The sequence below is a fragment of the Limnohabitans sp. 2KL-51 genome (genome assembly GCF_003063645.1).
Lineage (GTDB): Bacteria > Pseudomonadota > Gammaproteobacteria > Burkholderiales > Burkholderiaceae_C > Limnohabitans_A.
On record NZ_NESJ01000009.1, the window covers coordinates 55971 to 76181 of the forward strand.

Annotated in this window: 27 protein-coding genes; 4 read left to right on the forward strand and 23 right to left on the reverse strand. The window is 58.9% G+C overall.

The genetic code is table 11. The annotated features are described in order from the left end of the window. Positions 1 to 48: 48 nt before the first annotated feature. From B9Z49_RS11060 to petA, 3 genes are read right to left on the reverse strand one after another with little or no spacing between them, the layout of a single operon-like run. Complete coding sequence (locus tag B9Z49_RS11060; protein ID WP_108353503.1) at positions 49 to 813, reverse strand: cytochrome c1; 765 nt, start codon at positions 811 to 813, stop codon at positions 49 to 51. A gap of 20 nt (positions 814 to 833) precedes the next feature. Beyond that, positions 834 to 2243, reverse strand: a complete 1410-nt coding sequence (locus tag B9Z49_RS11065) for a cytochrome bc complex cytochrome b subunit (protein ID WP_199225040.1) — start codon at positions 2241 to 2243, stop codon at positions 834 to 836. A gap of 11 nt (positions 2244 to 2254) precedes the next feature. Next, on the reverse strand, positions 2255 to 2851 hold the full coding sequence (gene petA, locus B9Z49_RS11070) for a ubiquinol-cytochrome c reductase iron-sulfur subunit (protein ID WP_108353505.1): 597 nt from the start codon (positions 2849 to 2851) through the stop codon (positions 2255 to 2257). Positions 2852 to 2990: 139 nt separating this feature from the next. Here petA and mscL point away from each other — a divergent pair, with 139 nt between their 5' ends. Continuing rightward, entirely contained in the window at positions 2991 to 3422 is a 432-nt protein-coding gene (gene mscL, locus B9Z49_RS11075) for a large conductance mechanosensitive channel protein MscL (RefSeq protein WP_108353506.1), read from the forward strand. 11 nt (positions 3423 to 3433) lie between these two features. Here mscL and pdxA read toward each other — a convergent pair whose 3' ends face one another. After that, positions 3434 to 4504, reverse strand: coding sequence for a 4-hydroxythreonine-4-phosphate dehydrogenase PdxA (pdxA, locus tag B9Z49_RS11080; protein WP_108353627.1), 1071 nt, complete (start codon positions 4502 to 4504; stop codon positions 3434 to 3436). Positions 4505 to 4521: 17 nt separating this feature from the next. Continuing rightward, positions 4522 to 5274 (reverse strand): Nif3-like dinuclear metal center hexameric protein, encoded by a 753-nt coding sequence (locus B9Z49_RS11085; protein ID WP_108353507.1) that lies wholly within the window; start codon positions 5272 to 5274, stop codon positions 4522 to 4524. Positions 5275 to 5405: 131 nt separating this feature from the next. Between B9Z49_RS11085 and B9Z49_RS11090 the strand changes: the two genes are divergently transcribed. Then, complete coding sequence (locus B9Z49_RS11090) at positions 5406 to 6566, forward strand: S1C family serine protease (RefSeq protein WP_108353508.1); 1161 nt, start codon at positions 5406 to 5408, stop codon at positions 6564 to 6566. 75 nt (positions 6567 to 6641) lie between these two features. Here B9Z49_RS11090 and tatC read toward each other — a convergent pair whose 3' ends face one another. The 7 genes from tatC to hisI all read right to left on the reverse strand — a co-directional run bounded on the left by tatC (position 6642) and on the right by hisI (position 9839). Then, positions 6642 to 7430 (reverse strand): twin-arginine translocase subunit TatC, encoded by a 789-nt coding sequence (gene tatC, locus B9Z49_RS11095; protein ID WP_108353509.1) that lies wholly within the window; start codon positions 7428 to 7430, stop codon positions 6642 to 6644. A 42-nt stretch (positions 7431 to 7472) separates the two neighbouring features. Beyond that, a complete protein-coding gene (gene tatB, locus B9Z49_RS11100) occupies positions 7473 to 7940 on the reverse strand; it encodes a Sec-independent protein translocase protein TatB (protein ID WP_108353510.1) in 468 nt (155 codons plus the stop codon). A 26-nt stretch (positions 7941 to 7966) separates the two neighbouring features. Next, positions 7967 to 8215: a Sec-independent protein translocase subunit TatA gene (tatA, locus tag B9Z49_RS11105; protein WP_108353511.1), complete on the reverse strand. Its 249-nt coding sequence runs from the start codon at positions 8213 to 8215 to the stop codon at positions 7967 to 7969. 95 nt (positions 8216 to 8310) lie between these two features. Further along, a complete protein-coding gene (locus B9Z49_RS11110) occupies positions 8311 to 8667 on the reverse strand; it encodes a histidine triad nucleotide-binding protein (protein ID WP_108353512.1) in 357 nt (118 codons plus the stop codon). Positions 8668 to 8688: 21 nt separating this feature from the next. Beyond that, complete coding sequence (locus tag B9Z49_RS11115) at positions 8689 to 9051, reverse strand: hypothetical protein (RefSeq protein ID WP_108353513.1); 363 nt, start codon at positions 9049 to 9051, stop codon at positions 8689 to 8691. Between the two features lie 24 nt (positions 9052 to 9075). After that, positions 9076 to 9444 carry a phosphoribosyl-ATP diphosphatase gene (locus B9Z49_RS11120; protein WP_108353514.1) on the reverse strand — a complete coding sequence of 123 codons (369 nt, stop codon included), beginning with the start codon at positions 9442 to 9444 and terminating at the stop codon, positions 9076 to 9078. A 5-nt stretch (positions 9445 to 9449) separates the two neighbouring features. Beyond that, entirely contained in the window at positions 9450 to 9839 is a 390-nt protein-coding gene (gene hisI / locus B9Z49_RS11125) for a phosphoribosyl-AMP cyclohydrolase (protein WP_108353515.1), read from the reverse strand. A 140-nt stretch (positions 9840 to 9979) separates the two neighbouring features. On the opposite strand from hisI, the gene B9Z49_RS11130 reads away from it, so the two are divergent. Both B9Z49_RS11130 and B9Z49_RS11135 read left to right on the forward strand, forming a co-directional pair. Then, positions 9980 to 10198, forward strand: coding sequence for a hypothetical protein (locus tag B9Z49_RS11130; protein ID WP_108353516.1), 219 nt, complete (start codon positions 9980 to 9982; stop codon positions 10196 to 10198). After that, positions 10198 to 10482 (forward strand): type II toxin-antitoxin system RelE/ParE family toxin, encoded by a 285-nt coding sequence (locus B9Z49_RS11135; protein ID WP_199225041.1) that lies wholly within the window; start codon positions 10198 to 10200, stop codon positions 10480 to 10482. The genes B9Z49_RS11130 and B9Z49_RS11135 overlap by 1 nt, the downstream gene beginning before the upstream one ends. Positions 10483 to 10702: 220 nt before the next feature. On the opposite strand, the gene B9Z49_RS11140 is transcribed toward B9Z49_RS11135, so the two are convergent. The 11 genes from B9Z49_RS11140 to B9Z49_RS11190 form a co-directional block, all read right to left on the reverse strand. Then, on the reverse strand, positions 10703 to 11482 hold the full coding sequence (locus B9Z49_RS11140; protein ID WP_158273480.1) for a class I SAM-dependent methyltransferase: 780 nt from the start codon (positions 11480 to 11482) through the stop codon (positions 10703 to 10705). Positions 11483 to 11789: 307 nt separating this feature from the next. Beyond that, positions 11790 to 12590 carry an imidazole glycerol phosphate synthase subunit HisF gene (gene hisF, locus B9Z49_RS11145; RefSeq protein ID WP_108353518.1) on the reverse strand — a complete coding sequence of 267 codons (801 nt, stop codon included), beginning with the start codon at positions 12588 to 12590 and terminating at the stop codon, positions 11790 to 11792. A gap of 32 nt (positions 12591 to 12622) precedes the next feature. Beyond that, on the reverse strand, positions 12623 to 13480 hold the full coding sequence (locus B9Z49_RS11150) for a D-hexose-6-phosphate mutarotase (protein ID WP_108353519.1): 858 nt from the start codon (positions 13478 to 13480) through the stop codon (positions 12623 to 12625). A 21-nt stretch (positions 13481 to 13501) separates the two neighbouring features. Then, on the reverse strand, positions 13502 to 14242 hold the full coding sequence (hisA, locus tag B9Z49_RS11155) for a 1-(5-phosphoribosyl)-5-[(5-phosphoribosylamino)methylideneamino]imidazole-4-carboxamide isomerase (RefSeq protein ID WP_053172214.1): 741 nt from the start codon (positions 14240 to 14242) through the stop codon (positions 13502 to 13504). 47 nt (positions 14243 to 14289) lie between these two features. Next, positions 14290 to 14946 carry an imidazole glycerol phosphate synthase subunit HisH gene (gene hisH / locus B9Z49_RS11160; protein ID WP_108353520.1) on the reverse strand — a complete coding sequence of 219 codons (657 nt, stop codon included), beginning with the start codon at positions 14944 to 14946 and terminating at the stop codon, positions 14290 to 14292. 2 nt (positions 14947 to 14948) lie between these two features. Beyond that, entirely contained in the window at positions 14949 to 15539 is a 591-nt protein-coding gene (gene hisB, locus B9Z49_RS11165; RefSeq protein WP_108353521.1) for an imidazoleglycerol-phosphate dehydratase HisB, read from the reverse strand. Further along, the gene (gene hisC, locus B9Z49_RS11170) at positions 15536 to 16618 is read right to left on the reverse strand and encodes a histidinol-phosphate transaminase (protein ID WP_108353522.1); all 1083 of its coding nucleotides are present in this window, start codon (positions 16616 to 16618) and stop codon (positions 15536 to 15538) included. The genes hisB and hisC overlap by 4 nt, the downstream gene beginning before the upstream one ends. Further along, positions 16615 to 18009 (reverse strand): histidinol dehydrogenase, encoded by a 1395-nt coding sequence (gene hisD, locus B9Z49_RS11175; RefSeq protein ID WP_108353629.1) that lies wholly within the window; start codon positions 18007 to 18009, stop codon positions 16615 to 16617. Before hisD ends, hisC begins: the two co-directional genes overlap by 4 nt. A gap of 14 nt (positions 18010 to 18023) precedes the next feature. Further along, positions 18024 to 18665, reverse strand: coding sequence for an ATP phosphoribosyltransferase (hisG, locus tag B9Z49_RS11180; RefSeq protein ID WP_108353523.1), 642 nt, complete (start codon positions 18663 to 18665; stop codon positions 18024 to 18026). After that, entirely contained in the window at positions 18662 to 19927 is a 1266-nt protein-coding gene (gene murA / locus B9Z49_RS11185; protein WP_108353524.1) for a UDP-N-acetylglucosamine 1-carboxyvinyltransferase, read from the reverse strand. Before murA ends, hisG begins: the two co-directional genes overlap by 4 nt. A gap of 38 nt (positions 19928 to 19965) precedes the next feature. Next, the gene (locus B9Z49_RS11190) at positions 19966 to 20208 is read right to left on the reverse strand and encodes a BolA family protein (protein WP_108353525.1); all 243 of its coding nucleotides are present in this window, start codon (positions 20206 to 20208) and stop codon (positions 19966 to 19968) included. Positions 20209 to 20211: the final 3 nt, after the last annotated feature.

The window sequence follows — 20211 nt, forward strand, 5'->3', positions numbered from 1 at the left end:
GACCTGCCACTCCAAAGGACCCGGCTGAATAGCCGGGTGAAAGATCAGTTACTTGATGTCTTTCCAGTATGCCGCATTCAAACGCCAGGCAATGAAGGTAAAGAAGGACAAGAAAATCAAAACCCATACACCAATGCGCACACGGGTGTTTTGGTCAGGCTCGGCCATCCATTGCATGTATCCGACCAAGTCTCCAATGGCTTGATCGTATTCCAAAGGCGTCATGGTGCCGGGCTTGACTTGCTTCCAGCCAGAAAAGATTTGGACTTTGTGACCATGCTCTTCTTTTTCCACATAAACGGGCTCTCGCTCGCCTTGCAGTTCCCACAGCGGATTGGGCATGCCCACGTTGGGCAGGGCCAGGTTGTTCCAACCTGTAGGTTTGGTCGAATCACGGTAATAAGTGCGCAAATAGGTGTAGAGGTAGTCTGCACCTGTGCCGCCAGGCCCTGAACGCGAGCGGGCCATCAACGTCAAGTCGGGTGGGTTCTTGCCGAACCAGTCTTTGGCCAACACAGGATCCACAGCCACTTTCATGTTGTCGCCAACGCGCTCGGTGGCAAACATCAGGTTGTCCTTGATCTGCTGATCGGTCAAGCCGATGTCTTTCAGGCGGTTGTAGCGCATGTAAGCCGCAGAGTGGCAATTGAGACAGTAGTTGACGAACAATTTGGCGCCATTTTGCAAAGCAGCTAAATCGTTGGTTTTGTGAGGTGCTTTATCCCAGGCAATGCCGCCGCCTGCAGCGTGGACACCGGCCACCAGGCCCAGCGCCATCACAAAGCCCAATGCGAGTTTCTTGAGGTTTTTCATGTTCTTGACTCTCCGTGATCTCAGTGAGGCGTGAAGGTCACGCGGTCGGGCACTTGCTTGAACGTGCCCAGCTTGCTCCACCAAGGCATCAACAGGAAGAAGCCGAAATAGAACAAGGTACCCACTTGGGACACGCGCTCACCGATGGGCGAGGGCGGCTTGACGCCCAAGTAGCCCAAGATCAGGAAGTTGATCACAAACACTGCATAGACATATTTGTGCCAGTCAGGACGGTAGCGGATCGACTTGGCGGGGCTGTAATCGAGCCAAGGCAAGAAGAACATGATGATCACGGCGCCGCCCATGACCACCACACCCCAGAACTTGGCGTCAATGGACAAAAGCAACACACAAATCACAATGCTTGCACCCACCAAACCACCTTTGAGCAAAGTTGGCAGCTTGCCCTTGGCCACAGCCAAGAACGCCCCCACCACCACACACAACACCAACACATACATCATCTCTGTCGTGATGGCGCGCAGCATGGAGTAGTAAGGGGTGAAGTACCAGACCGGCGCAATGTGCAAAGGCGTGGTCAGTGGATCGGCCGGAATGAAGTTGTTGTACTCCAGGAAATAACCACCGAATTCAGGCGCAAAGAACACGATCGCTGTGAACGCCATCAAGAAGACGCTGACAGAAAAAATGTCGTGCACGGTGTAGTAAGGGTGGAACGGAATGCCATCCAGAGGATTGCCTTTGGCGTCCTTGGGGGCATCTGCAGCCTTGATTTCAACGCCATCGGGGTTGTTGGAGCCCACTTCGTGCAGCGCAATGATGTGCGCCACCACCAAGCCCAAAAGTACCAAGGGCACGGCAATCACGTGGAAACTGAAGAACCGGTTCAAGGTGGCATCTCCCACCACGAAGTCGCCGCGAATCAACAACGCCAAGTCTGGGCCAATTACAGGCACAGCCGAGAACAGATTCACGATCACCTGAGCGCCCCAGTAGGACATCTGGCCCCAAGGCAGCAAGTAACCCATGAAAGCTTCGGCCATGAGCACCAAGAAGATGCCGCAACCGAAGATCCAAACCAGTTCGCGCGGCTTGCGGTACGAGCCGTACATCAAACCCCGGAACATGTGCAGGTACACCACAACGAAGAACGCTGAGGCGCCAGTCGAGTGCATGTAGCGGATCAACCAGCCCCAGGGCACATCGCGCATGATGTACTCGACCGAGGCGAACGCCAATGCTGCATCTGGTTTGTAATGCATGACCAAAAAGATGCCGGTCACGATTTGGATCACCAAAACCAAGAGCGACAGAGCGCCAAAAACGTACCAAATGTTCAGGTTTTTGGACGCGTAATACTCGGACAAATGGTCCTTGTACAGCTTGGACAAAGGAAAGCGGTTGTCTACCCAGTTGAGCAACTTTTCGCCAGCGGGGGCGTTCGGAGAAATTTCTTTGAATTGAGCCATGTTTTTCTCCATCAAGCCTTCTTGTCTTCACCAATGATCAGTTTGGTGTCAGACAGGTACATGTGAGGCGGCACTTCGAGGTTATCGGGCGCGGGCTTGTTCTTGAACACGCGTCCGGCCAGATCAAAGGTGGAACCATGGCAGGCGCACAAGAAGCCGCCATTCCAGTCATCAGGCAAAGAAGGCTGAGGACCAGCGGCGAACTTATCGGCTGGCGAGCAACCCAAGTGGGTGCAAATGCCCACAGCCACCATGATTTCAGGCTTGATCGAGCGATGGCCGTTTTTGGCGTACTCAGGCGTGGGATACGCGGTGCGATCTGAGGCAGGGTCGGCCAGTTGGCCTTCGATTTTTTTCAGTGATTCGAGCTGCTCAGGCGAGCGCTTCATGATCCACACGGGTTTGCCGCGCCATTCGACCGTGAGCTTTTCGCCCGGATTCAAGGCGGAAATGTCCACCTCTACGGCCGCACCGGCCGCTTTGGCCCGCTCGGATGGTTGGAAGCTGCTGACGAAGGGGGTGGCCACAAAGCCAGCGCCTACGGCACCTGCGCAAGTGGAGGCAATCAGCCACGTCCGCTTGCTGCTGTCGACTGGGGTGTCACTCATGGGAATCCTCTTGGCGAGTCGTTATCAGGGTCAACCCGCGATTGTAGCGGAGTGAAACAAGCTAACGACTTACAACCCGATAAGCTTCCTTTTGAGTGGGGCACAATAGCCATCACTTTGTTCTTTTTGGAGATTTAAGATGTCATTTGTTCAAGAATTCAAATCTTTTGCCGTGAAGGGCAACGTCATGGACCTGGCGGTGGGCGTGATCATCGGGGCGGCCTTTGGCAAAATCGTCGATTCCTTGGTGGCCGATCTGATCATGCCTTTTGTGAGTTTGGTGTTTGGTGGTCTCGACTTCGCAAACTACTACCTGCCGCTGGCCGGACAAGCAGCCAGTTTGACATTGGCAGAGGCTAAAAAGCTCGGGGCCGTTTTTGCCTACGGCAGTTTCGTCACGGTCACCTTGAACTTCTTTATTTTGGCTTTTGTGATTTTTGTGATGGTGCGCCAGATCAACCGCCTCAAAGCCAGTGACACCGCCACAGTAGCACCAGAAGCGGCGCCCATCCCACCTGAAGACGTGTTGCTGCTGCGTGAAATCCGCGACAGTCTGAAAAACAAGGCCTGAAACTTCCGGACTCAAGCCTCGCCATGGGCCTTGCCCGCCACCAACTGACGCGCCATTCGAATGGCCTGGACCATGCTGCTGGCATCGGCCCTGCCCTGCCCAGCCACGTCCATGGCCGTGCCGTGGTCCGGGCTGGTCCTGATCAAGGGCAGGCCCAGGGTCACGTTCACCCCCTGCTCCACCCCTAGGTACTTCACAGGGATCAAACCTTGATCGTGGTACATGGCCACCACCACATCGAATTCACGCTGAATGCCTGGTTTTTGGCGAGCCCGCATGAACACCGTGTCGGGCGCAAAGGGGCCGTGCACATCCAGACCCTCTTGGCGGGCCCGCGACATGGCTGGCTGCAAGACCTCGATTTCTTCCCGTCCAAACAAGCCGCCCTCGCCCGCATGGGGGTTGACACCCGCCACCGCGATGCGTGGCCTGCGGCTCAGCAAAGCTGACAAAGCCGATTGGGTGATGCGCAAGGTCTCCAGAACCCGATCCACGGTAATCGCGTCGAGCGCCTCACGCATGGAAACATGGATGCTGACCAGCACCGTGCGCAACTCGTTGTTGGCCAGCATCATGCGCACGGGCATTTGCGCGAGCTTCACCCCAGCATACCGGGCCGACTCGGCCTGCAGCAACTCGGTGTGGCCCGGGTATTGGTCGTACGGTGCGCCTGCAGCGTGCAAGGCCTCTTTGTGCAAAGGGGCGGTGACCAGCGCGGCCACCTCGCCTCTCAAGGCCGCACGCGTGGCCCACAGCACGGCCTCGCCCGCCAACTGCCCGGCACGGCCATCGACTTGGCCCCATGGCATCTCGGGTAGGACCGGCACCACTTGCAGCACGGGCAAACACCTCGGGGGCACTACAAGGGCTTGCGCGGGTGTTTCGATTTCACAAACCGGATAGCTCACTGACGGCTGAACCAAGGCCATGGCGCGGCGCATCAGGCCCACATCGCCCGCCACAAAGCAGCCCCGGGTCAGTTCAGGCGCAATGCACCAGGCCCGGGCGATGATTTCGGGGCCAATGCCGCAAGGGTCACCGGGCGTGATGGCGATGGGGCGGGACAGTTCAGGCAGGTTCATGGCGCAAAAGGACGGCATCAGGCCGGGTTGTCGATCTCAATGAAACGGTGCGCAATGCCCAGCGCCTGCGCCACATGCGCGCCCAAGGCGGGTGCACCATAGCGCTCGGTGGCATGGTGGCCGCAGGCCAGAAACGCCACACCGGTTTCGCGAGCCAAATGGGCTTGCGGCTCGGAAATTTCGCCGGTGATGAACGCATCCACGCCTTGGGCAATGGCCGACTCGAAGTAACTTTGAGCACCGCCCGTGCACCAGGCCACCCGTCGAACAGGCCGATCGGCATCGCCCACGCAGGTCACCGGGCGCGCCAGCAAGGCGGCTACATGCTCGGCCAGGGCCTGAGGCCGCTCCCAAGTCTGTGTGCCCATCCCGACAAAACCCAGGTCTTGTTCGCCAAACCGGCCATCGGCCTGCAATCCGAGCACCCGGGCCAGTTGAGCGTTGTTACCCAATTCGGGGTGTGCGTCCAGCGGCAGGTGGTAAGCAAACAAGTGAATGCCATGCACCAACAGCAAACGCAAACGCTCACGCATCCAGCCCGTGACGCGCCCATCTTGACCACGCCAGAACAAGCCGTGGTGCACCAAGATGGCGTCGGCTTGGGCGTCAATCGCCGCTTCGATCAGGGCACGGCTGGCGGTGACACCGCTGACCAGCAGCCGCACCTCACGGTCGCCTTCGACCTGCAGGCCGTTGGGACCGTAATCGCGGAATTTTTCGGGTTGGAGCAAGGCATCAAAAGCTTGGCCCAAGGTTTTGGCATTGGTCATGATGACTGATTTGACTAAGCTTGGATGTGCCATTGTGGCTCAGGTCGGTCTGTGTCACGTCCTTGCATCTGTGCTGGTTGATGCGCACAGTTTGAAGTGCGACTCAACCGAATCAAGGACAATCTGCAACCATGAAACGTTATTGGCTTTTATTTTCCCAATGGGTGACCGTTTTGTTGGCCATCTGGTTTGTGGTGGCCACGCTCCAGCCTGAATGGCTCCGCCGTGCTCCACGCTCGGTGGACGGCATGACTTTGCTGCAAGCACCACCGGCTGCCAGCGGCAACCGGCCCGTCGGCAGTCTGAGCGGGCCAGCGCAAAAAGCCTCCCCAGCGGTGGTGAGCATCAATACCCGTCAAGGCAAAAGCAAAAACCCGCATGGCCAAGACCCTTGGTTCAAGTTCTTCTATGGAGAACAGGAAGAGCAGAACCCAGGTGGCCTGGGCAGCGGCGTGATCATCAGCGCCGAGGGTCACATCCTGACCAACAACCATGTCATCGAAGACGCCGACAACATCGAGGTAGTGCTCAGCGATGGCCGCAAAACCTTGGCCAAAGTGATCGGCACTGACCCGGACACCGATCTGGCCTTGCTGAAAATCTCTCTGGATAAACTGCCCGTGATCGTTTTGGGTCAGCTGCAAGACCTGCAAGTGGGCGATGTGGTGCTGGCCATTGGCAATCCCTTTGGTGTGGGCCAGACCGTCACCTCGGGCATCGTCAGCGCCTTGGGCCGCAGCCAACTGGGCATCAACACTTTTGAAAACTTCATCCAGACCGACGCCGCCATCAACCCTGGCAACTCCGGCGGGGCGCTGGTCGATGTGAATGGCCACCTTATGGGCATCAACACCGCCATCTACTCCCGCTCTGGTGGCAGCATGGGCATTGGCTTTGCCATCCCGATCTCGACGGCCAAGCAGGTCATGCAGGATTTGCTGCAAAACGGCAAGGTCATCCGGGGCTGGATCGGGGTTGAACCGCAAGACATGTCGCCGGAACTGGCCGAAAGCTTTCAGCTTCCCAAGGTGAAATCCGATCAAAGCCAACAGGGTGTCGTCATCACCGGCGTTTTGCAAAACGGCCCAGCAGCCAAGGCGGGCGTTCGTCCCGGGGACGTGATCCTGCAAGTGGCCAAGCAACCAGTGGGCAGCGTTTCAGACCTGCTCAATCAGGTCGCCAGCCTGAAGCCGGGCGAGCCCGCCGAGGTGCTGATATGGCGTCAACAAGCCCAACTGTCTTTGCGTCTAACCCCTGCGGAAAGACCCTCTCCTAAAAAGAAAGCGCCTTGAAAGAGATGCAAGCTTTGAGGTGTACATAAAAAAGGGCCTGGCGGCCCTTTTCCATTTGACATCTAAACACACACATCAGCTGCCATCGGCAGCCGCATCCGGGGCCTGGGTGTGCTTGATGAAAATTTGCGCAGCCCATATCCCCAACTCATAAAGCAAGCACATGGGTATGGCCAGCGCCAGCTGAGACACCACATCGGGCGGCGTGACCACAGCGGCAATCACAAAAGCCAGCACCACGAAGTAGCCTCGGAAATCCTTGAGCTTTTGAATGGTGACCACGCCCATGCGGGCCAACACCACCACGGCCACGGGCACTTCAAATGCCAGACCGAAAGCCAAGAACATGGAGAGCACAAAGCTCAGGTAAGCCTCGATGTCAGGCGCGGCGGTGATACTTTTGGGGGCGAAGCTCTGAATGAAGCTGAACACCTGGCCGAACACAAAGAAATAACAAAAAGCCACCCCGATGAAAAACAGCAAGGTGCTGGAGACCACCAAAGGCATGACCAGCTTTTTCTCATGGCTGTAAAGGCCAGGCGCAATGAAGCCCCAAACTTGGTACAAGACCACCGGCAAAGCAACGAGGAAAGCACTCATCAGCAAAATCTTGAGCGGCACCATGAAAGGCGAAATCACAGACGTCGCGATCAAGGTGGCACCTTTGGGCAGATGCACCACCAGGGGAGCCGCCAAGATGTCGTACAAATTGCCCGGCCCTGGGTAAATGGCCAAAGCTGCGGCAGCGACGGCCACAGCAGCCACGGCCCACATCAACCTGTCTCGCAACTCGATCAAATGCGCCACAAAAGGTTGCTCTGAACCTTTGAGTTCGTCGTCGGGCTGGGAAGGGGTTTCAGACATGGGATGGGGCAGTCTAGCGGGCGCGCAGCAAGCGCGCCAACATCAAAAGGAATTAAGAGGCTTGGGCCGGTAACGGGCCACGCGGGCAGCACCCGACAAGGCTTTGGTGCGCACCCCAGAACGCGCTTTGTACCACTGGGGCATCGCACCCCGTTTGAGACGCCAGTTCTTTTCGGGACGTTTGTAGTAGGGAGGCGGAGGCTCGATGGCGGGCAAATCGCTGTTCAATCCCGCCGTGGTGTCGGCCCAGTCTTTTTCAAAATCAGAGGCCGTTGTTTGGACGGTTTGCTCGACATCGCGAGCCGCCGTCTCCATGGTCTCTTTCATCTTTTTGAGTTCTTCGAGGTCCATGGACCGGTTGACCTCGGCTTTGACGTCAGCCACATAGCGCTGCGCTTTGCCCAGCAAAGCACCCAGCGTGCGGGCAACTTTGGGCAACTTTTCAGGGCCGATGACGATCAACGCCACCACCCCGATGAGGGCCATTTTCGAAAAACTTAAGTCCAGCACAGTGCAGCGTTCAGTCGTTCAAAAGCTCAAGACTTGGTCTTGGCTTCAACGTCGATGGTGGTTTTTTCGGTTTGAGCTGTGGTCGAAGCTGTGACCTGGCCGGCAATGGGGGCCGCGCCATCTTCGGGCTTGACGCCACCTTCTTTCATACCGTCTTTGAAGCCTTTGACAGCACCGCCAAGGTCAGAGCCCATGTTTCTGAGCTTTTTGGTGCCGAACACCATGACCACGATCAGCAGCACGATCAGCCAGTGCCAAATGGAAAAAGTACCCATGAAAATCTCCTAAGCTAGTTGGTCAATTCTAAGGGCTGAAGCCCTGCCAAAAAAACTGCCTTGATTAGACAAGGATTTGATGACAATTCCAAATTTCAGCCGCGCAACCATGGCCGCGGACCTCCCATGATGTGCATGTGCAGGTGGTGCACTTCCTGTCCGCCCTCCGTCCCGCTGTTGATCACCGTGCGGAAACCGCCCTCCGGGTACGGGTTGCAACCCTCCTGCGCGGCCAGTTTGGGAGCCAGAGTCATCATATGCCCCATCAAAGCAGCGTGCTCAGGAGCCAACTGCGCCAATGACGGGATGTGCAGCTTGGGAATGATCAGGAAATGGATGGGTGCCCAGGGGTTGATGTCGTGAAAGGCGAACACATGCTCATCCTCATGCACCTTTCGCGAAGGAATCTTGCCCGCGATGATTTTGCAAAAAATACATTTCTCGTCGATCATGGTCTGCTCAGCTTAAAAAGATCAATCCATCACGGGTCGCTGCCCGTTCAAGCGCACCATGCCCAGCACGATGCGGTACAAAAACCAAATGGAAATGGCCACCCAAGCCAGCCATCCAGGGAAAAACATCAACAAAAACAAAGGTGCCGTGACCAAGTACAGCAAAGCTGCCCAGATCACGGTGCGGATGCGGTAGCTGAAATGCGTGGCTTCCCAGCCTGGGGCATCGCCCTTTTTGACCAAATCGATGATCAGCGCCACCACCAGCAAGGCCGGGCCCATCTGCGCCCCGGGAATCACGGCGCTCACCGCCACGATCAGGTGCAGGATGTAGCTGATCCAGCTGATGGTTTGGGTGCTGTCATCGATGGGTTGGTGGTTCATGGTTTGTTGGTCCAGTCGTCCAGTTTATTCGCCCAAGCGCTCACGCTCTTGCACTTTGCGCAGGGCTTTTTCTTCCAAGCCGCTCAGGCCTTCGCGGCGGGCCAGCTCGTTGACCACGTCGGCGGGTGACAGGCCATAGTGCGCCAGCGCGATCATGCTGTGGAACCACAGGTCGGCCACTTCATAAACCAGCTTGGAGGCATCGCCGCCGTGGTCCACGTCTTTGGCGGCCATCACGGTTTCGGTGGCTTCTTCGCCGATTTTCTTCAAAAAGGCGTCGGGCCCTTTGTGAAGCAGGCGGGCCACATAGCTGGTGTCGGGATCGCCGCCGTTGGCCGCTTTGCGGCTTTCGATGATGGCGGCCAAACGGGCCAGGGTGTCGGTAGAACTCATCGCGTTCACTTGTAAATGGTTTCAGGGTCCTTCAGGACAGGATGAACAGTCTGCCAGCCGTCCGGCTGCAAGCTCTGAAAGAAGCAACTGTGGCGCCCCGTGTGACAGGCAATGCCTGGCTCGTGCCCCAACTGCGTCACCATGAGCAGCACCACATCATTGTCGCAGTCGATGCGGATGTCGTGCACCGTCTGCACGTGGCCCGACTCCTCGCCCTTGAACCACAGCTTGTTGCGGGAGCGGCTGAAATACACCGCCCTTTTCAGCTCGGCCGTCTTTTGCAGCGCCTCGCGGTTCATCCAGGCGAACATCAACACGTCGCCGGAGCTTTGTTCTTGGGCAATGACCGGCACCAGGCCTTTGTCATCCCATTTGATTTGATCGAGCCAGTTCATAGGGGGGTGATCTTAAGACATTGGGGTGTCAGGACTGCATTCGCACCTCATAGCACCGTTAATCAAGCTACTTCAAAGCCTTACCAGGTTGCACAAAACACTCATTGGTTGCAAAATACAACCCATCAAGGAGAAGCACCATGGCTGTTGCAATGAAACTGTCTGACGAATTGGTCGAAGACGCCAAACCCTATGCTGCGGCGGAGCACCGTTCGGTGCCCCGACAAATTGAATATTGGGCCCGCATCGGCAAAGCCGTGATCGACAACCCTGACATGCCTTTGCGGGTAATTCAAGACACCATGCTCTCGCGTGAAGAAGTCAAAGCGGGACTGGCTGCGCCTTATGAGTTTGGCTGATGCTGCAAGTCAGCGCCTCACCATCGTTCAACCGGGTGGCCAAAAAACTGCGCGAACGCGACAAAAAAACACTGGATGAAGCCATCAAGGCCATTCTTCAGACTCCGCAGCTGGGCGAAGAAAAGAAAGGCGACCTCGCTGGTGTTTTTGTCTCCAAGTTCAAACTGAACGGTCAGGAAACACTGCTGGCCTATGAACTGCAGCCGCACAAAACAGCTCCCACTGAAGCCATGCTGCTGGCGGTCGGGCCGCATGAAAATTTCTATGCGGGGTTGAAGCGGTGATAGCTGGTGGTACTCATGCTGGTGACATTTGGAACTACGCCGACAAATGCTCACGTAGCCCGATGCGCCGCCGTCATATCGCTTGAGTCCCGAGAATGCTCGATCACACAGGCAAGACAAAAAGATGTTTTCTCTAGGGCTCAAACCACCGCTCAGAACCGGGCTTGTTAAACAAACGGATCTGGTCTCGGCTTCGCGTGACCTATCCTTTCGTTAGAAGTTAGCGCGTGCATTGGATATACGCATAGTCGCCAAGCTCGGTGGCGTATGTCGCTGCAATGCTTGGGAAGGCGCCGCTTTTGATGTCGACGCTAAGCCGATCTAATCCGATCCGTACTTCAGATTCAGAAGAGAGTCGCGCGAAAGAACTGATGTTTGCCCTGACGGCCGGATCCAGGTAGAGACTCGGTCGGTGCTTACCAGAGTAGAGAAATAGATCCTGAAGCTCGTTGGTAACAAAAAACGGTTCGACAGTCACCGACTTGAAGCCCGCCTCCTGTAAAGCTTCACATATCTTGGTTTCTGTCGGCATGTTCGCGATGGACCGCTCCATCATCTCCGGAAAGTAGTGGCGCAACCAGTAGTGCCGCATTTGTTCGGCAAGACCCGTAAAGAGGACAAATTTTCCGCCTCTCAGGGTTCTGTGGACCTCGGCGAAAGGCCTTGTTAGATCAGAGAAGTGGTGGATGGCAAGAGTGCAGATGGCCCCGTCAAAGTACCCGTCGGGAAAAGGAAGGTCGTCCGCGCTGGACTGAATCCAAGACACAGCGTTGTCCTTCTCTCTTGCTTGCGTGAGCATGACGGTCGATACATCAATGGCGCTCCACTTACCGCCGAGACCGCTTAGGGCGACGGTGTAGTTGCCGGTCCCGCACGCAAGGTCCAGATAGGCGCGTGACGACTGAAGATCTAGAGTCTGCGAGAGGGTCTTGACGATTTCAGGGTCAGCGTGACGCGACCTGGTGTAAGTCCTGCCGATGGAGTCATAGAGTTGTTGCATCTGTAGCCTATCGTGATATGGCCCGCTAGGCTCGGTTAATACTTCCGAGCAGAAACGATACATCTTTTTGGTGAATTGCCTGCAAGCCGCCTGCGCCTAGGCATACAGATTCATGCATCGTGATTTCGCACTGGTACAAATTTGTCATGAAACCCGGTGCTCCTTCCGTGTAATTCACCCGCGTGAGTTGGGGTGACCGACGTCGAGGTGTTTTTGTCTATGCTGGCCAATGAGCGCAAGGGAGAACAAAACAGCACTCGCAGCCCACTGGATGACTTGCTTTCAACGTGATTGATTGATCAGCGCATCACAAACGAACAGGAATCCCCCGCTCCCGCATCCGCTCTTTGGCCTGCTGCACCGTGTATTCACCGTAGTGGAAGATGCTGGCCGCCAGTACCGCATCCGCGCCGCCGATGCTCACGCCGTCGGCCAAGTGGTCGAGGTTGCCCACGCCGCCCGATGCGATGACGGGCACGCTGACTGCATCGCTCACGGCGCGGGTCAGCTGCAGGTCAAAGCCGCTTTTGGTGCCGTCGCGGTCCATGCTGGTGAGCAGGATTTCACCCGCGCCGTATTCGGCCATTTGGGTGGCCCAAACCACCGCGTCCAGGCCCACGTTTTTGCGGCCGCCATGGCTGTACACGTCCCAGCCGGGGCCCATGGGCAGACCGTGGGTGCCGACGCGCTGTTCGTCCTCTGCTCTGCGGCGTTTGGCGTCGATGGCGACCACGATGCATTGCGCGCCGTATTTGGCAGACGCTTCGCGGATGACTTGCGGGTTGGCAATGGCGGCCGAGTTGAAGCTGGTTTTGTCGGCACCGGCGTTGAGCAAACGGCGCACGTCTTCCACCGTGCGCACACCACCGCCCACAGTGAGCGGAATGAAGACCTGGCTGGCCACGGCTTCGATGATGTGCAGGATCACGTCGCGACCGTCGCTGGTGGCGGTGATATCCAAAAACGTGAGTTCGTCAGCGCCTTGCTCGTTGTAGCGGGCCGCGATTTCGACCGGGTCTCCGGCGTCGCGCAGTTCGACAAAGTTGACGCCCTTGACCACGCGACCGCCGGTCACGTCGAGGCAAGGGATGATGCGTTTGGCGAGCATGGAGACTTCTCTTGTTGAATGGGTTCAGGGTTTTAGGGTTTCAGCACTTGTAAGCGCTGCCAGCCCGCCCAACGCCCGCCCGCAGGCAAGGTGATGGGCGTGTAGACCTGGGCTGCTTCGACGCACAGCATGTGCCGCCAGCCGTCTTCGGGCATGTCGGGCAGGCGCTTGCACAGGTCTTGCGCGGGGTTCCAGACCACCGTATTGGCCCAGCTGGGGCTTTGGCTGATGTGCAATGTATCGTTCAGCGTCAGGGGCTTTGGCCCGGCTTCGTAGACGCGGTCAAATTCGACGGCGAAGCGGATCGTGTCGGCCGCTTGTGCATGGGTGTCGGTCAGCGAATCCCACTCGGGCTGAACGCCCAAGCCCTGCAGCGTGGCCTGCGTCACGTCGGGCACGGCCAAATAGGTGTGCAGTGCGCCAGAGAACGCCAGCGCTTGGGTGTCTGTGTTGTGAACGTCCAGCGTCAGTTGCACGGCACCCGGGCTCAGGTCGATGTGCAGCGCCAAGGCAAAGGCTTGGGGCCACCAGGTGCGGGTCTGGATGTTGTCATTCAGGCGCAGCGTGAGGCGGGCATGCTCGGCACCAAGTTCGGGCGCATCAGCCTGCCAGGCCACGTTGCGGGCAAAGCCGTGTTTGGGCAAACGGTCGGCCATGGGGCCGCGTTGGTTGAACTGCGGAAAGCACACGGGCACACCGCCACGGATGGCGGCTTGGCCGTCCAAAATGCTTTGGGGGCTGAGGTACAGGCGCTCTTGCCCGCCCGACACCCAAGACAGCACATGCGCACCGTGCAGCGCCACCAGCAGGCGGTCGCCTTGCGGCAGGGTCAATTCGCAAGCGGGCAGGCCCGCGAACGCGGTGTCGCGACAAGTGGCCTGAGCGCTCATGTGCAATCGCGAGGGGATGGATCAGCCGTTGAGTTCGTCGGCGCGTTGCTGCGCCAGCGCGAAGTCGAGGTCACCCGAATACACGGCGCGGCCGCAGATCACGCCTTCCACGCCTTCGTCCTCCACCGCGCACAACTGCTCGATGTCGGCCATGTTGGACAGGCCGCCCGATGCGATCACGGGGATGGTCAGAGCTTGGGCAAGCTTGACGGTGGCATCGATGTTGATGCCGCTGAGCATGCCGTCACGGCCGATGTCGGTGTAAATGATGGACTCAACGCCCCAGTCCTCGAACTTCTTGGCCAGGTCCACCACTTCGTGGCCGGTGAGCTTGCTCCAGCCGTCGGTGGCGACTTTGCCGTCTTTGGCGTCCAGGCCGACGATGATGTGGCCGCCAAAGGCGGTGCAGGCGTCTTTCAAAAAGCCGGGGTTCTTGACAGCTGCAGTGCCGATGATGACGTAGCGCAGGCCGCTGTCGATGTATTTTTCAATCGTGTCCAGATCGCGGATGCCACCACCGAGCTGCACCGGGATGTCGTCGCCCACGGCCTTGAGGATGGACTTGATGGCGCTGAAGTTTTGCGGCTTGCCCGCGAACGCGCCATTCAGATCCACCAGGTGCAGGCGGCGTGCGCCTTTTTCGAGCCAGGTGCGCGCCATGGCAGCGGGGTCTTCACCGAAGGTCGTGGCTTGGTCCATATCGCCTTGCTTGAGGCGAACGCAGTGGCCGTCTTTGAGGTCAATGGCGGGGATCAGAATCATGGCGAATTAAAAAAGGCTGAGGGCTGAAAAACGGCAGTGAAAACTTCTCAAGGCTGCCAGTGGAGGAAATTGCGGAACAAGGCCAAACCTTGGGCCGCGCTTTTTTCGGGGTGAAACTGGGTGGCAAATATGTTGTCACGGGCAATGGCGCAAGCAAAGCGGCTGCCGTAATCGGTCTGGGCCGCGCTGTGCGCCGGGTTGGCCACCTGGGCATAGAAGCTGTGCACAAAATAATACCAGCTGCCGTCCTCGACGCCTTGCCACAGGGCATGCGCTGGTTGGTCTTGCCAAACTTGGTTCCAGCCCATTTGCGGCACTTTGTAGCGGGTGCCATCGGGCTGGATGCGTCCGGCCAAATCGAACTTGACCACGCGCCCGGGGATCAAGCCGAGGCCCGGCGTATCACCTTCGTCGCTGTGGTCCAGCAGCATTTGCATGCCCACACACACACCAAACAGGGGTTTGCTGGCAGCGGCTTCAAGCACGGCGTCCAGCAAACCCGACTCGCGCAACTCGCGCATGCAGTCGGGCATGGCGCCCTGCCCTGGCAAGACAACCCGGTGCGCGTTGCGCACGACTTGCGGATCACTGGTGACGGTGACTTCGGCATGGTCCACGCTGGAGGCGGCGTGCATCACCGCCTGCGCCACGCTGCGCAGGTTGCCCATGCCGTAGTCCACAACGGCGACGCGGTTGACGCTCATGTTCAGAGACTGCCTTTGGTGGAAGGGATCACGCCCGCCGAGCGTGGATCGAGTTCGAGCGCGGCACGCACGGCACGGGCGAAGGCCTTGAAAATCGTCTCGCACTGGTGGTGTGCGTTCACGCCCTTGAGGTTGTCGATGTGCAAGGTGCACAGCGCGTGGTTCACAAAGCCTTGGAAAAATTCGTAAATCAACTGGGTGTCGAGCGAGCCCAGCGAGCCGGAGGTGAAGTTCACGTCCATGTGCAAACCGGGGCGGCCTGAAAAGTCCACCACCACGCGGCTCAAAGCTTCATCAAGCGGCACATAGGCTTGGCCATAACGGCGAATGCCTTTTTTGTCGCCAATGGCCTGCGCGAAAGCTTGACCCAAGGTGATGCCAATGTCTTCCACCGTGTGGTGGCCGTCGATGTGCAGGTCGCCTTCGCAGGCGATGTCCAGATCAATCAAGCCGTGGCGAGCGATCTGGTCGAGCATGTGGTCCAGAAAACCGATGCCGCTGGCCAGCTTGGCCTGGCCTGTGCCGTCCAGGTTGATGGCGACGCGGATGTTCGTCTCGGCCGTCTTGCGGGTCACGTTTGCTGTACGGTTCATAAGGAGACTTTCAGAGCAGCAAGGAGTTGGTCGTTTTCTGCAGCGGTGCCCACCGTCAGGCGCAGGCAATTGGCCAGCAATGGATGCATTTTAGAAATGTTCTTGATCAGCACACCGTGGGCCTTCAGACCGTCAAAGGTTTTGGCCGCATCGGGCACGCGGGCCAGGATCATGTTGGCCTCGCTGGGGAAAGGCTGCACGCCGGGCAATGCCGTCAGTGCTTGCAGCAAGCGTGTGCGCTCTTGACGCAGGTCTTGAGCCTGTGCGGCAAACACCTCGGCATGCTCCAGGGCAAACAGGGCGCACTCGGCATTGAGCACGCTGATGTTGTAAGGCGGGCGTACCTTGTCCACCTCGGCCACCAAAGCCTTGGGGCCGATCATGTAGCCCAGACGCACACCCGCCAAGCCAAACTTGGACAGCGTGCGCATGAGCAAGACATGCGAATGGTGCGTGATGCGGTCGATGTAGCTGCGGCTGGCAAAGGGCTGGTAGGCCTCGTCCATGACCACCAGGCCGCCTTGCGCGCCCTGGGCCAGCACGATCTTTTCGATCGTGTCGTCGTTCCACAGGTTGCCCGTGGGGTTGTTGGGGTAAGCCAGGTACACGATAGACGGCTTGTGTTGATGAATAGCGGCCAGCATGGTGTCTTCGTCGAGTTCAAAGTCGGCAGTGAGCGGCACGCCATGGAACGCCAAGCCTTGCAGCTGAGCGCTCATGGCGTACATCACAAAGCCCGGCAAGGGCGACAGGATGGAAGCGCCGGGCACGTCGCAGGCCATGGCCAGCAAAGAGATCAATTCGTCCGAGCCGTTGCCCAGCATGATGTCGAAGCCTTCGGGCATGCGGGCGTGCTGGGCCAAAGCATGGCGCAGTTCGTTCACGCGGCCGTCGGGGTAGCGGTTGAGCGCCAAAGCGCCCAGTCGCTCGCCCAAAACCTTTTGCAAATCAGCAGGCAAACGGTGCGGGTTTTCCATCGCGTCGAGCTTGACCATGCCGACCGAGTCCTGGATGGCGTAGGCGTGCATGGACTTCACGTCCTGGCGGATGCGTTGCATCAGTTGGGGGCTCACGGTCATGTCGGCTCTCGCATGGGGGGAACAGGGTTCAAACGCAATTCGGCAGCGCGGGCGTGGGCTTGCAGGCCTTCGCCATAGGCCAGCTCGGCGGCGATGCGGCCCAGAGGCTGGGCACCGGCTTCGCTCACCTCAATCAGGCTGCTGCGTTTTTGGAAGTCGTACACGCCCAAAGGCGAGGAAAAACGCGCCGTGCCGCTGGTGGGCAGCACATGGTTGGGGCCAGCGCAGTAGTCGCCCAGCGATTCGCTGGTGAACGCGCCCAAAAAGATAGCCCCTGCGTGGCGCAGCAAAGGCTCCCAGCGGTGCGGCTCGCTGCTCGACACCTCCAGGTGCTCGGGCGCGATGCGGTTGCTAATGGCGCAGGCTTCTTCCATGCTGCGCGTGAGGATCAGCGCACCACGGTCGTTCAGGCTCTTGGCGATGATCTCGCGGCGGGGCATGGTGGGCAGCAGGCGGTCAATGGCGGCTTGCACTTCGGAGATGTAGGCCGCATCGGGGCACAGCAAAATGCTTTGCGCCAACTCGTCGTGCTCGGCCTGGCTGAACAAATCCATCGCCACCCATTCGGCGGGCGTGCTGCCATCGGCCAAGACCAGAATTTCAGAGGGGCCCGCAATCATGTCGATGCCCACGGTGCCGAACACACGCTTTTTGGCGCTGGCCACATAGGCGTTGCCCGGGCCGGTGATCTTGTCGACCTTGGGGATGGTGGCCGTGCCGTAGGCCAAAGCCCCCACCGCTTGTGCACCGCCCACGGTGAAGGCACGCGTGACGCCCGCCACATAGGCGGCGGCCAACACGAGTTCATTGCGTTCGCCCAGGCTGGAAGCGGCCGCCTCTCCAGATCCTCCCGTGGCCACGCTGCCGCGCACGGGCGTGGGCACGACCATGATGATGTCTTGCACCCCGGCCACATGGGCGGGAATGGCATTCATCAACACCGAAGAGGGGTAAGCGGCTTTGCCACCGGGCACATAAATGCCCACGCGGTCGAGCGGTGTGACTTTTTGGCCGAGCAGCGTGCCGTCTTCGTCGCGGTAGCTCCAGCTCTCGCCAGAGGCTTTCTTTTGCGCTTCGTGGTACTTGCGCACCCGGCTTGCTGCGGCTTGCAGGGCTTCGCGTTGTGCGGCGGGCAGGCTGTCGAGTGCCGCTTTCAGTTCGGCCTGGGTGATCTCCAAAGCTTTCACATCGGGCGCTTGCAGGCCGTCAAAGCGCTGGGTGTATTCCAGCACGGCGTTATCGCCACGCTTTTGCACATCGGCCAGGATATCGGCCACGCGCTGCTCGATGGCGGCGTCGGTGTCGGCAGACCAATGCAGGCGGGCCGCAAAGGCCGCTTCAAAACCGGCATCGGCCGTGTTCAGTTGCAAGGGTTTGGCTTGCAGGCCCAACGAGTCCATGTTGTTCAGTCTTTCTTCACTGCGCCCGCAAAGGCGTCGATGATGGCGCGGATCGGTGCTTGCTTGAGTTTGAGTGCAGCTTGGTTGACCACCAAGCGCGAGCTGATGTCCATGATGCGTTCGACTTCAATCAAGTGGTTGGCCTTGAGCGTGTTGCCCGTCGATACCAAGTCAACGATGGCGTCGGCCAGGCCCGTGAGCGGGGCCAGTTCCATGCTGCCGTAAAGTTTGATCAGGTCAACGTGCACACCCTTGGTCGCAAAAAAATCACGGGCGATGGCTGTGTATTTGGTGGCCACCTTCAGACGTGCCCCGGTGCGAACCAGCGCGGCGTAGTCGTCATCGGCGCGCACGGCCACGCTCATGCGGCATTTGGCAATATTCAGGTCCAGCGGCTGGTACAGGCCCTGGCCGCCGTGCTCGATCAAGGTATCCAAACCCGTCACGCCCAGATCGGCACCACCGTATTCCACATAGGTGGGCACATCGCTGGCACGCACCAACACCACGCGCACGTTCGGCTGATTCGTGGGCAAGATCAGTTTGCGAGATTTTTCGGGGTCTTCCAGCACCTCGATGCCTGCGGCTTTGAGCAGCGGCAGGGTTTCGTCAAAGATGCGTCCTTTGGACAGGGCCAGCGTGATCATTTCACTCTTTCGATGTCGGCACCAAGTGCGCGCAATTTGGCTTCCATGCGGTCGTAACCTCGATCCAGGTGGTAAATGCGCTCGACGGTGGTTTCACCTTCGGCCACCAAGCCAGCAATAACCAGGCTGGCCGAGGCGCGCAAGTCAGTGGCCATCACAGTCGCGCCAGACAATTTTGGCACGCCTTCGATCACGGAGACCTTGCCCTCGATCTGGATGTGCGCGCCAAGGCGCACCAGCTCGTTGACATGCATGAAGCGGTTTTCAAAAATCGTTTCAGTCACTTTGCTGGCCCCTTGCGAGATGCAGTTGAGCGCCATGAACTGCGCCTGCATGTCGGTCGGAAAACCCGGGTATTCGGTGGTGCGAAAGCTCTGGGCTTTCAAGCGGCCTTCGGATTTGACGCGGATGAAGCCCTCACCCACTTCGATGGTGGCACCGGCTTCACGGAGTTTTTCGATGACCACTTCGAGGTGGTCGGCTCGGCCGTGGCGCAGCACCACGTCACCACCCGTGGCAGCGACCGCGCAAAGGAATGTGCCCGCCTCGATGCGGTCAGCCACCACTTGGTGCTGAGCGCCGTGCAAGCGGTCGACACCTTGAATGCGGATGCGGCGTGTGCCTTGGCCTTCGATCTTCGCGCCCATTTGGATCAGCATCTCAGCCAGGTCCGGAATTTCAGGCTCTTGCGCGGCGTTTTCCAGCACAGTCTCGCCTTCAGCCAAGGCGGCTGCCATCATGAAGTTTTCGGTGCCCGTCACCGTCACCATGTCGGTGGTGATGTGCGCACCTTTGAGGCGTGTGCGGCCAGCAGGCAAGCTGGCCAACATGTAGCCGTGGTCCACCGTGATCACCGCGCCCATGGCTTGCAGGCCTTTGATGTGTTGGTCCACTGGGCGCGAACCGATGGCGCAACCGCCAGGCAAGGACACCTTGGCATGGCCAAAGCGGGCCAACAAGGGGCCCAGTGCCAGCACCGAGGCGCGCATGGTTTTCACCAGTTCGTAAGGGGCTTCGGGGTTGTTCAGGGCGCCGGCATTGAGGGTGACGCGGCCGTCTTCGTGGTGCTCGGCCGTCACGCCCATGTTGCGTATCAGCTTGAGCATGGTCGACACGTCTTGAAGCCGCGGCACATTGCTCAGGGAGACGGGCTCGGCGCTCAGCAGCGCAGCACACAGCTCGGGCAGGGCCGCGTTTTTGGCCCCTGCCACATCGAGCGTGCCTTGCAGGCGTTTGCCGCCGCGAATAATCAGTTTGTCCATGGGTCAGGTCAGTGCGTTGCGGCCCGAAGGCCTTCGTTTCATTTCGCTTGCGCAGCCCATTCGGCGGGCGTGAATGTTTTCATCGACAAGGCGTGCACCTCATCGGTGTGCATTTTCTGGCCCAGCGTGGCGTACACCCGTTGGTGCCGCGCAATCGGGCGCATGCCGGCAAAGGCTTCGGACACCACCACGGCGCTCCAGTGGCGGCCATCGCCATCCACTGTCAGGTGGGTGCAGTCAAGACCTGCGGCAATGATGGCTTGAAGTTGGTCAGCGTTCATGGG

Bases quoted from the DNA above. Each gene is read 5' to 3' on its own strand.
- hisH (WP_108353520.1), bottom strand. From the start codon at position 14,946: ATGAGCGTCAACCGCGTCGCCGTTGTGGACTACGGCATGGGCAACCTG.
- tatC (WP_108353509.1), bottom strand. From the start codon at position 7,430: ATGTCTGAAACCCCTTCCCAGCCCGACGACGAACTCAAAGGTTCAGAG.
- hisI (WP_108353515.1), bottom strand. From the start codon at position 9,839: ATGAACTGGCTCGATCAAATCAAATGGGATGACAAAGGCCTGGTGCCG.
- B9Z49_RS11090 (WP_108353508.1), top strand. From the start codon at position 5,406: ATGAAACGTTATTGGCTTTTATTTTCCCAATGGGTGACCGTTTTGTTG.
- B9Z49_RS11120 (WP_108353514.1), bottom strand. From the start codon at position 9,444: ATGAGTTCTACCGACACCCTGGCCCGTTTGGCCGCCATCATCGAAAGC.
- mscL (WP_108353506.1), top strand. From the start codon at position 2,991: ATGTCATTTGTTCAAGAATTCAAATCTTTTGCCGTGAAGGGCAACGTC.
- hisF (WP_108353518.1), bottom strand. From the start codon at position 12,590: ATGCTCGCCAAACGCATCATCCCTTGCCTCGACGTGACCGGCGGTCGC.
- tatA (WP_108353511.1), bottom strand. From the start codon at position 8,215: ATGGGTACTTTTTCCATTTGGCACTGGCTGATCGTGCTGCTGATCGTG.
- hisC (WP_108353522.1), bottom strand. From the start codon at position 16,618: ATGACCGTGAGCCCCCAACTGATGCAACGCATCCGCCAGGACGTGAAG.
- B9Z49_RS11115 (WP_108353513.1), bottom strand. From the start codon at position 9,051: ATGAACCACCAACCCATCGATGACAGCACCCAAACCATCAGCTGGATC.
- B9Z49_RS11110 (WP_108353512.1), bottom strand. From the start codon at position 8,667: ATGATCGACGAGAAATGTATTTTTTGCAAAATCATCGCGGGCAAGATT.
- B9Z49_RS11140 (WP_158273480.1), bottom strand. From the start codon at position 11,482: ATGCAACAACTCTATGACTCCATCGGCAGGACTTACACCAGGTCGCGT.
- B9Z49_RS11130 (WP_108353516.1), top strand. From the start codon at position 9,980: ATGGCTGTTGCAATGAAACTGTCTGACGAATTGGTCGAAGACGCCAAA.
- B9Z49_RS11065 (WP_199225040.1), bottom strand. From the start codon at position 2,243: ATGGCTCAATTCAAAGAAATTTCTCCGAACGCCCCCGCTGGCGAAAAG.
- hisG (WP_108353523.1), bottom strand. From the start codon at position 18,665: ATGATCACGCTGGCCCTGTCCAAAGGACGCATCTTTGACGAAACCCTG.
- hisA (WP_053172214.1), bottom strand. From the start codon at position 14,242: ATGATTCTGATCCCCGCCATTGACCTCAAAGACGGCCACTGCGTTCGC.
- hisB (WP_108353521.1), bottom strand. From the start codon at position 15,539: ATGAACCGTACAGCAAACGTGACCCGCAAGACGGCCGAGACGAACATC.
- B9Z49_RS11085 (WP_108353507.1), bottom strand. From the start codon at position 5,274: ATGACCAATGCCAAAACCTTGGGCCAAGCTTTTGATGCCTTGCTCCAA.
- B9Z49_RS11150 (WP_108353519.1), bottom strand. From the start codon at position 13,480: ATGAGCGCTCAGGCCACTTGTCGCGACACCGCGTTCGCGGGCCTGCCC.
- pdxA (WP_108353627.1), bottom strand. From the start codon at position 4,504: ATGAACCTGCCTGAACTGTCCCGCCCCATCGCCATCACGCCCGGTGAC.
- B9Z49_RS11135 (WP_199225041.1), top strand. From the start codon at position 10,198: ATGCTGCAAGTCAGCGCCTCACCATCGTTCAACCGGGTGGCCAAAAAA.
- B9Z49_RS11060 (WP_108353503.1), bottom strand. From the start codon at position 813: ATGAAAAACCTCAAGAAACTCGCATTGGGCTTTGTGATGGCGCTGGGC.
- murA (WP_108353524.1), bottom strand. From the start codon at position 19,927: ATGGACAAACTGATTATTCGCGGCGGCAAACGCCTGCAAGGCACGCTC.
- petA (WP_108353505.1), bottom strand. From the start codon at position 2,851: ATGAGTGACACCCCAGTCGACAGCAGCAAGCGGACGTGGCTGATTGCC.
- B9Z49_RS11190 (WP_108353525.1), bottom strand. From the start codon at position 20,208: ATGAACGCTGACCAACTTCAAGCCATCATTGCCGCAGGTCTTGACTGC.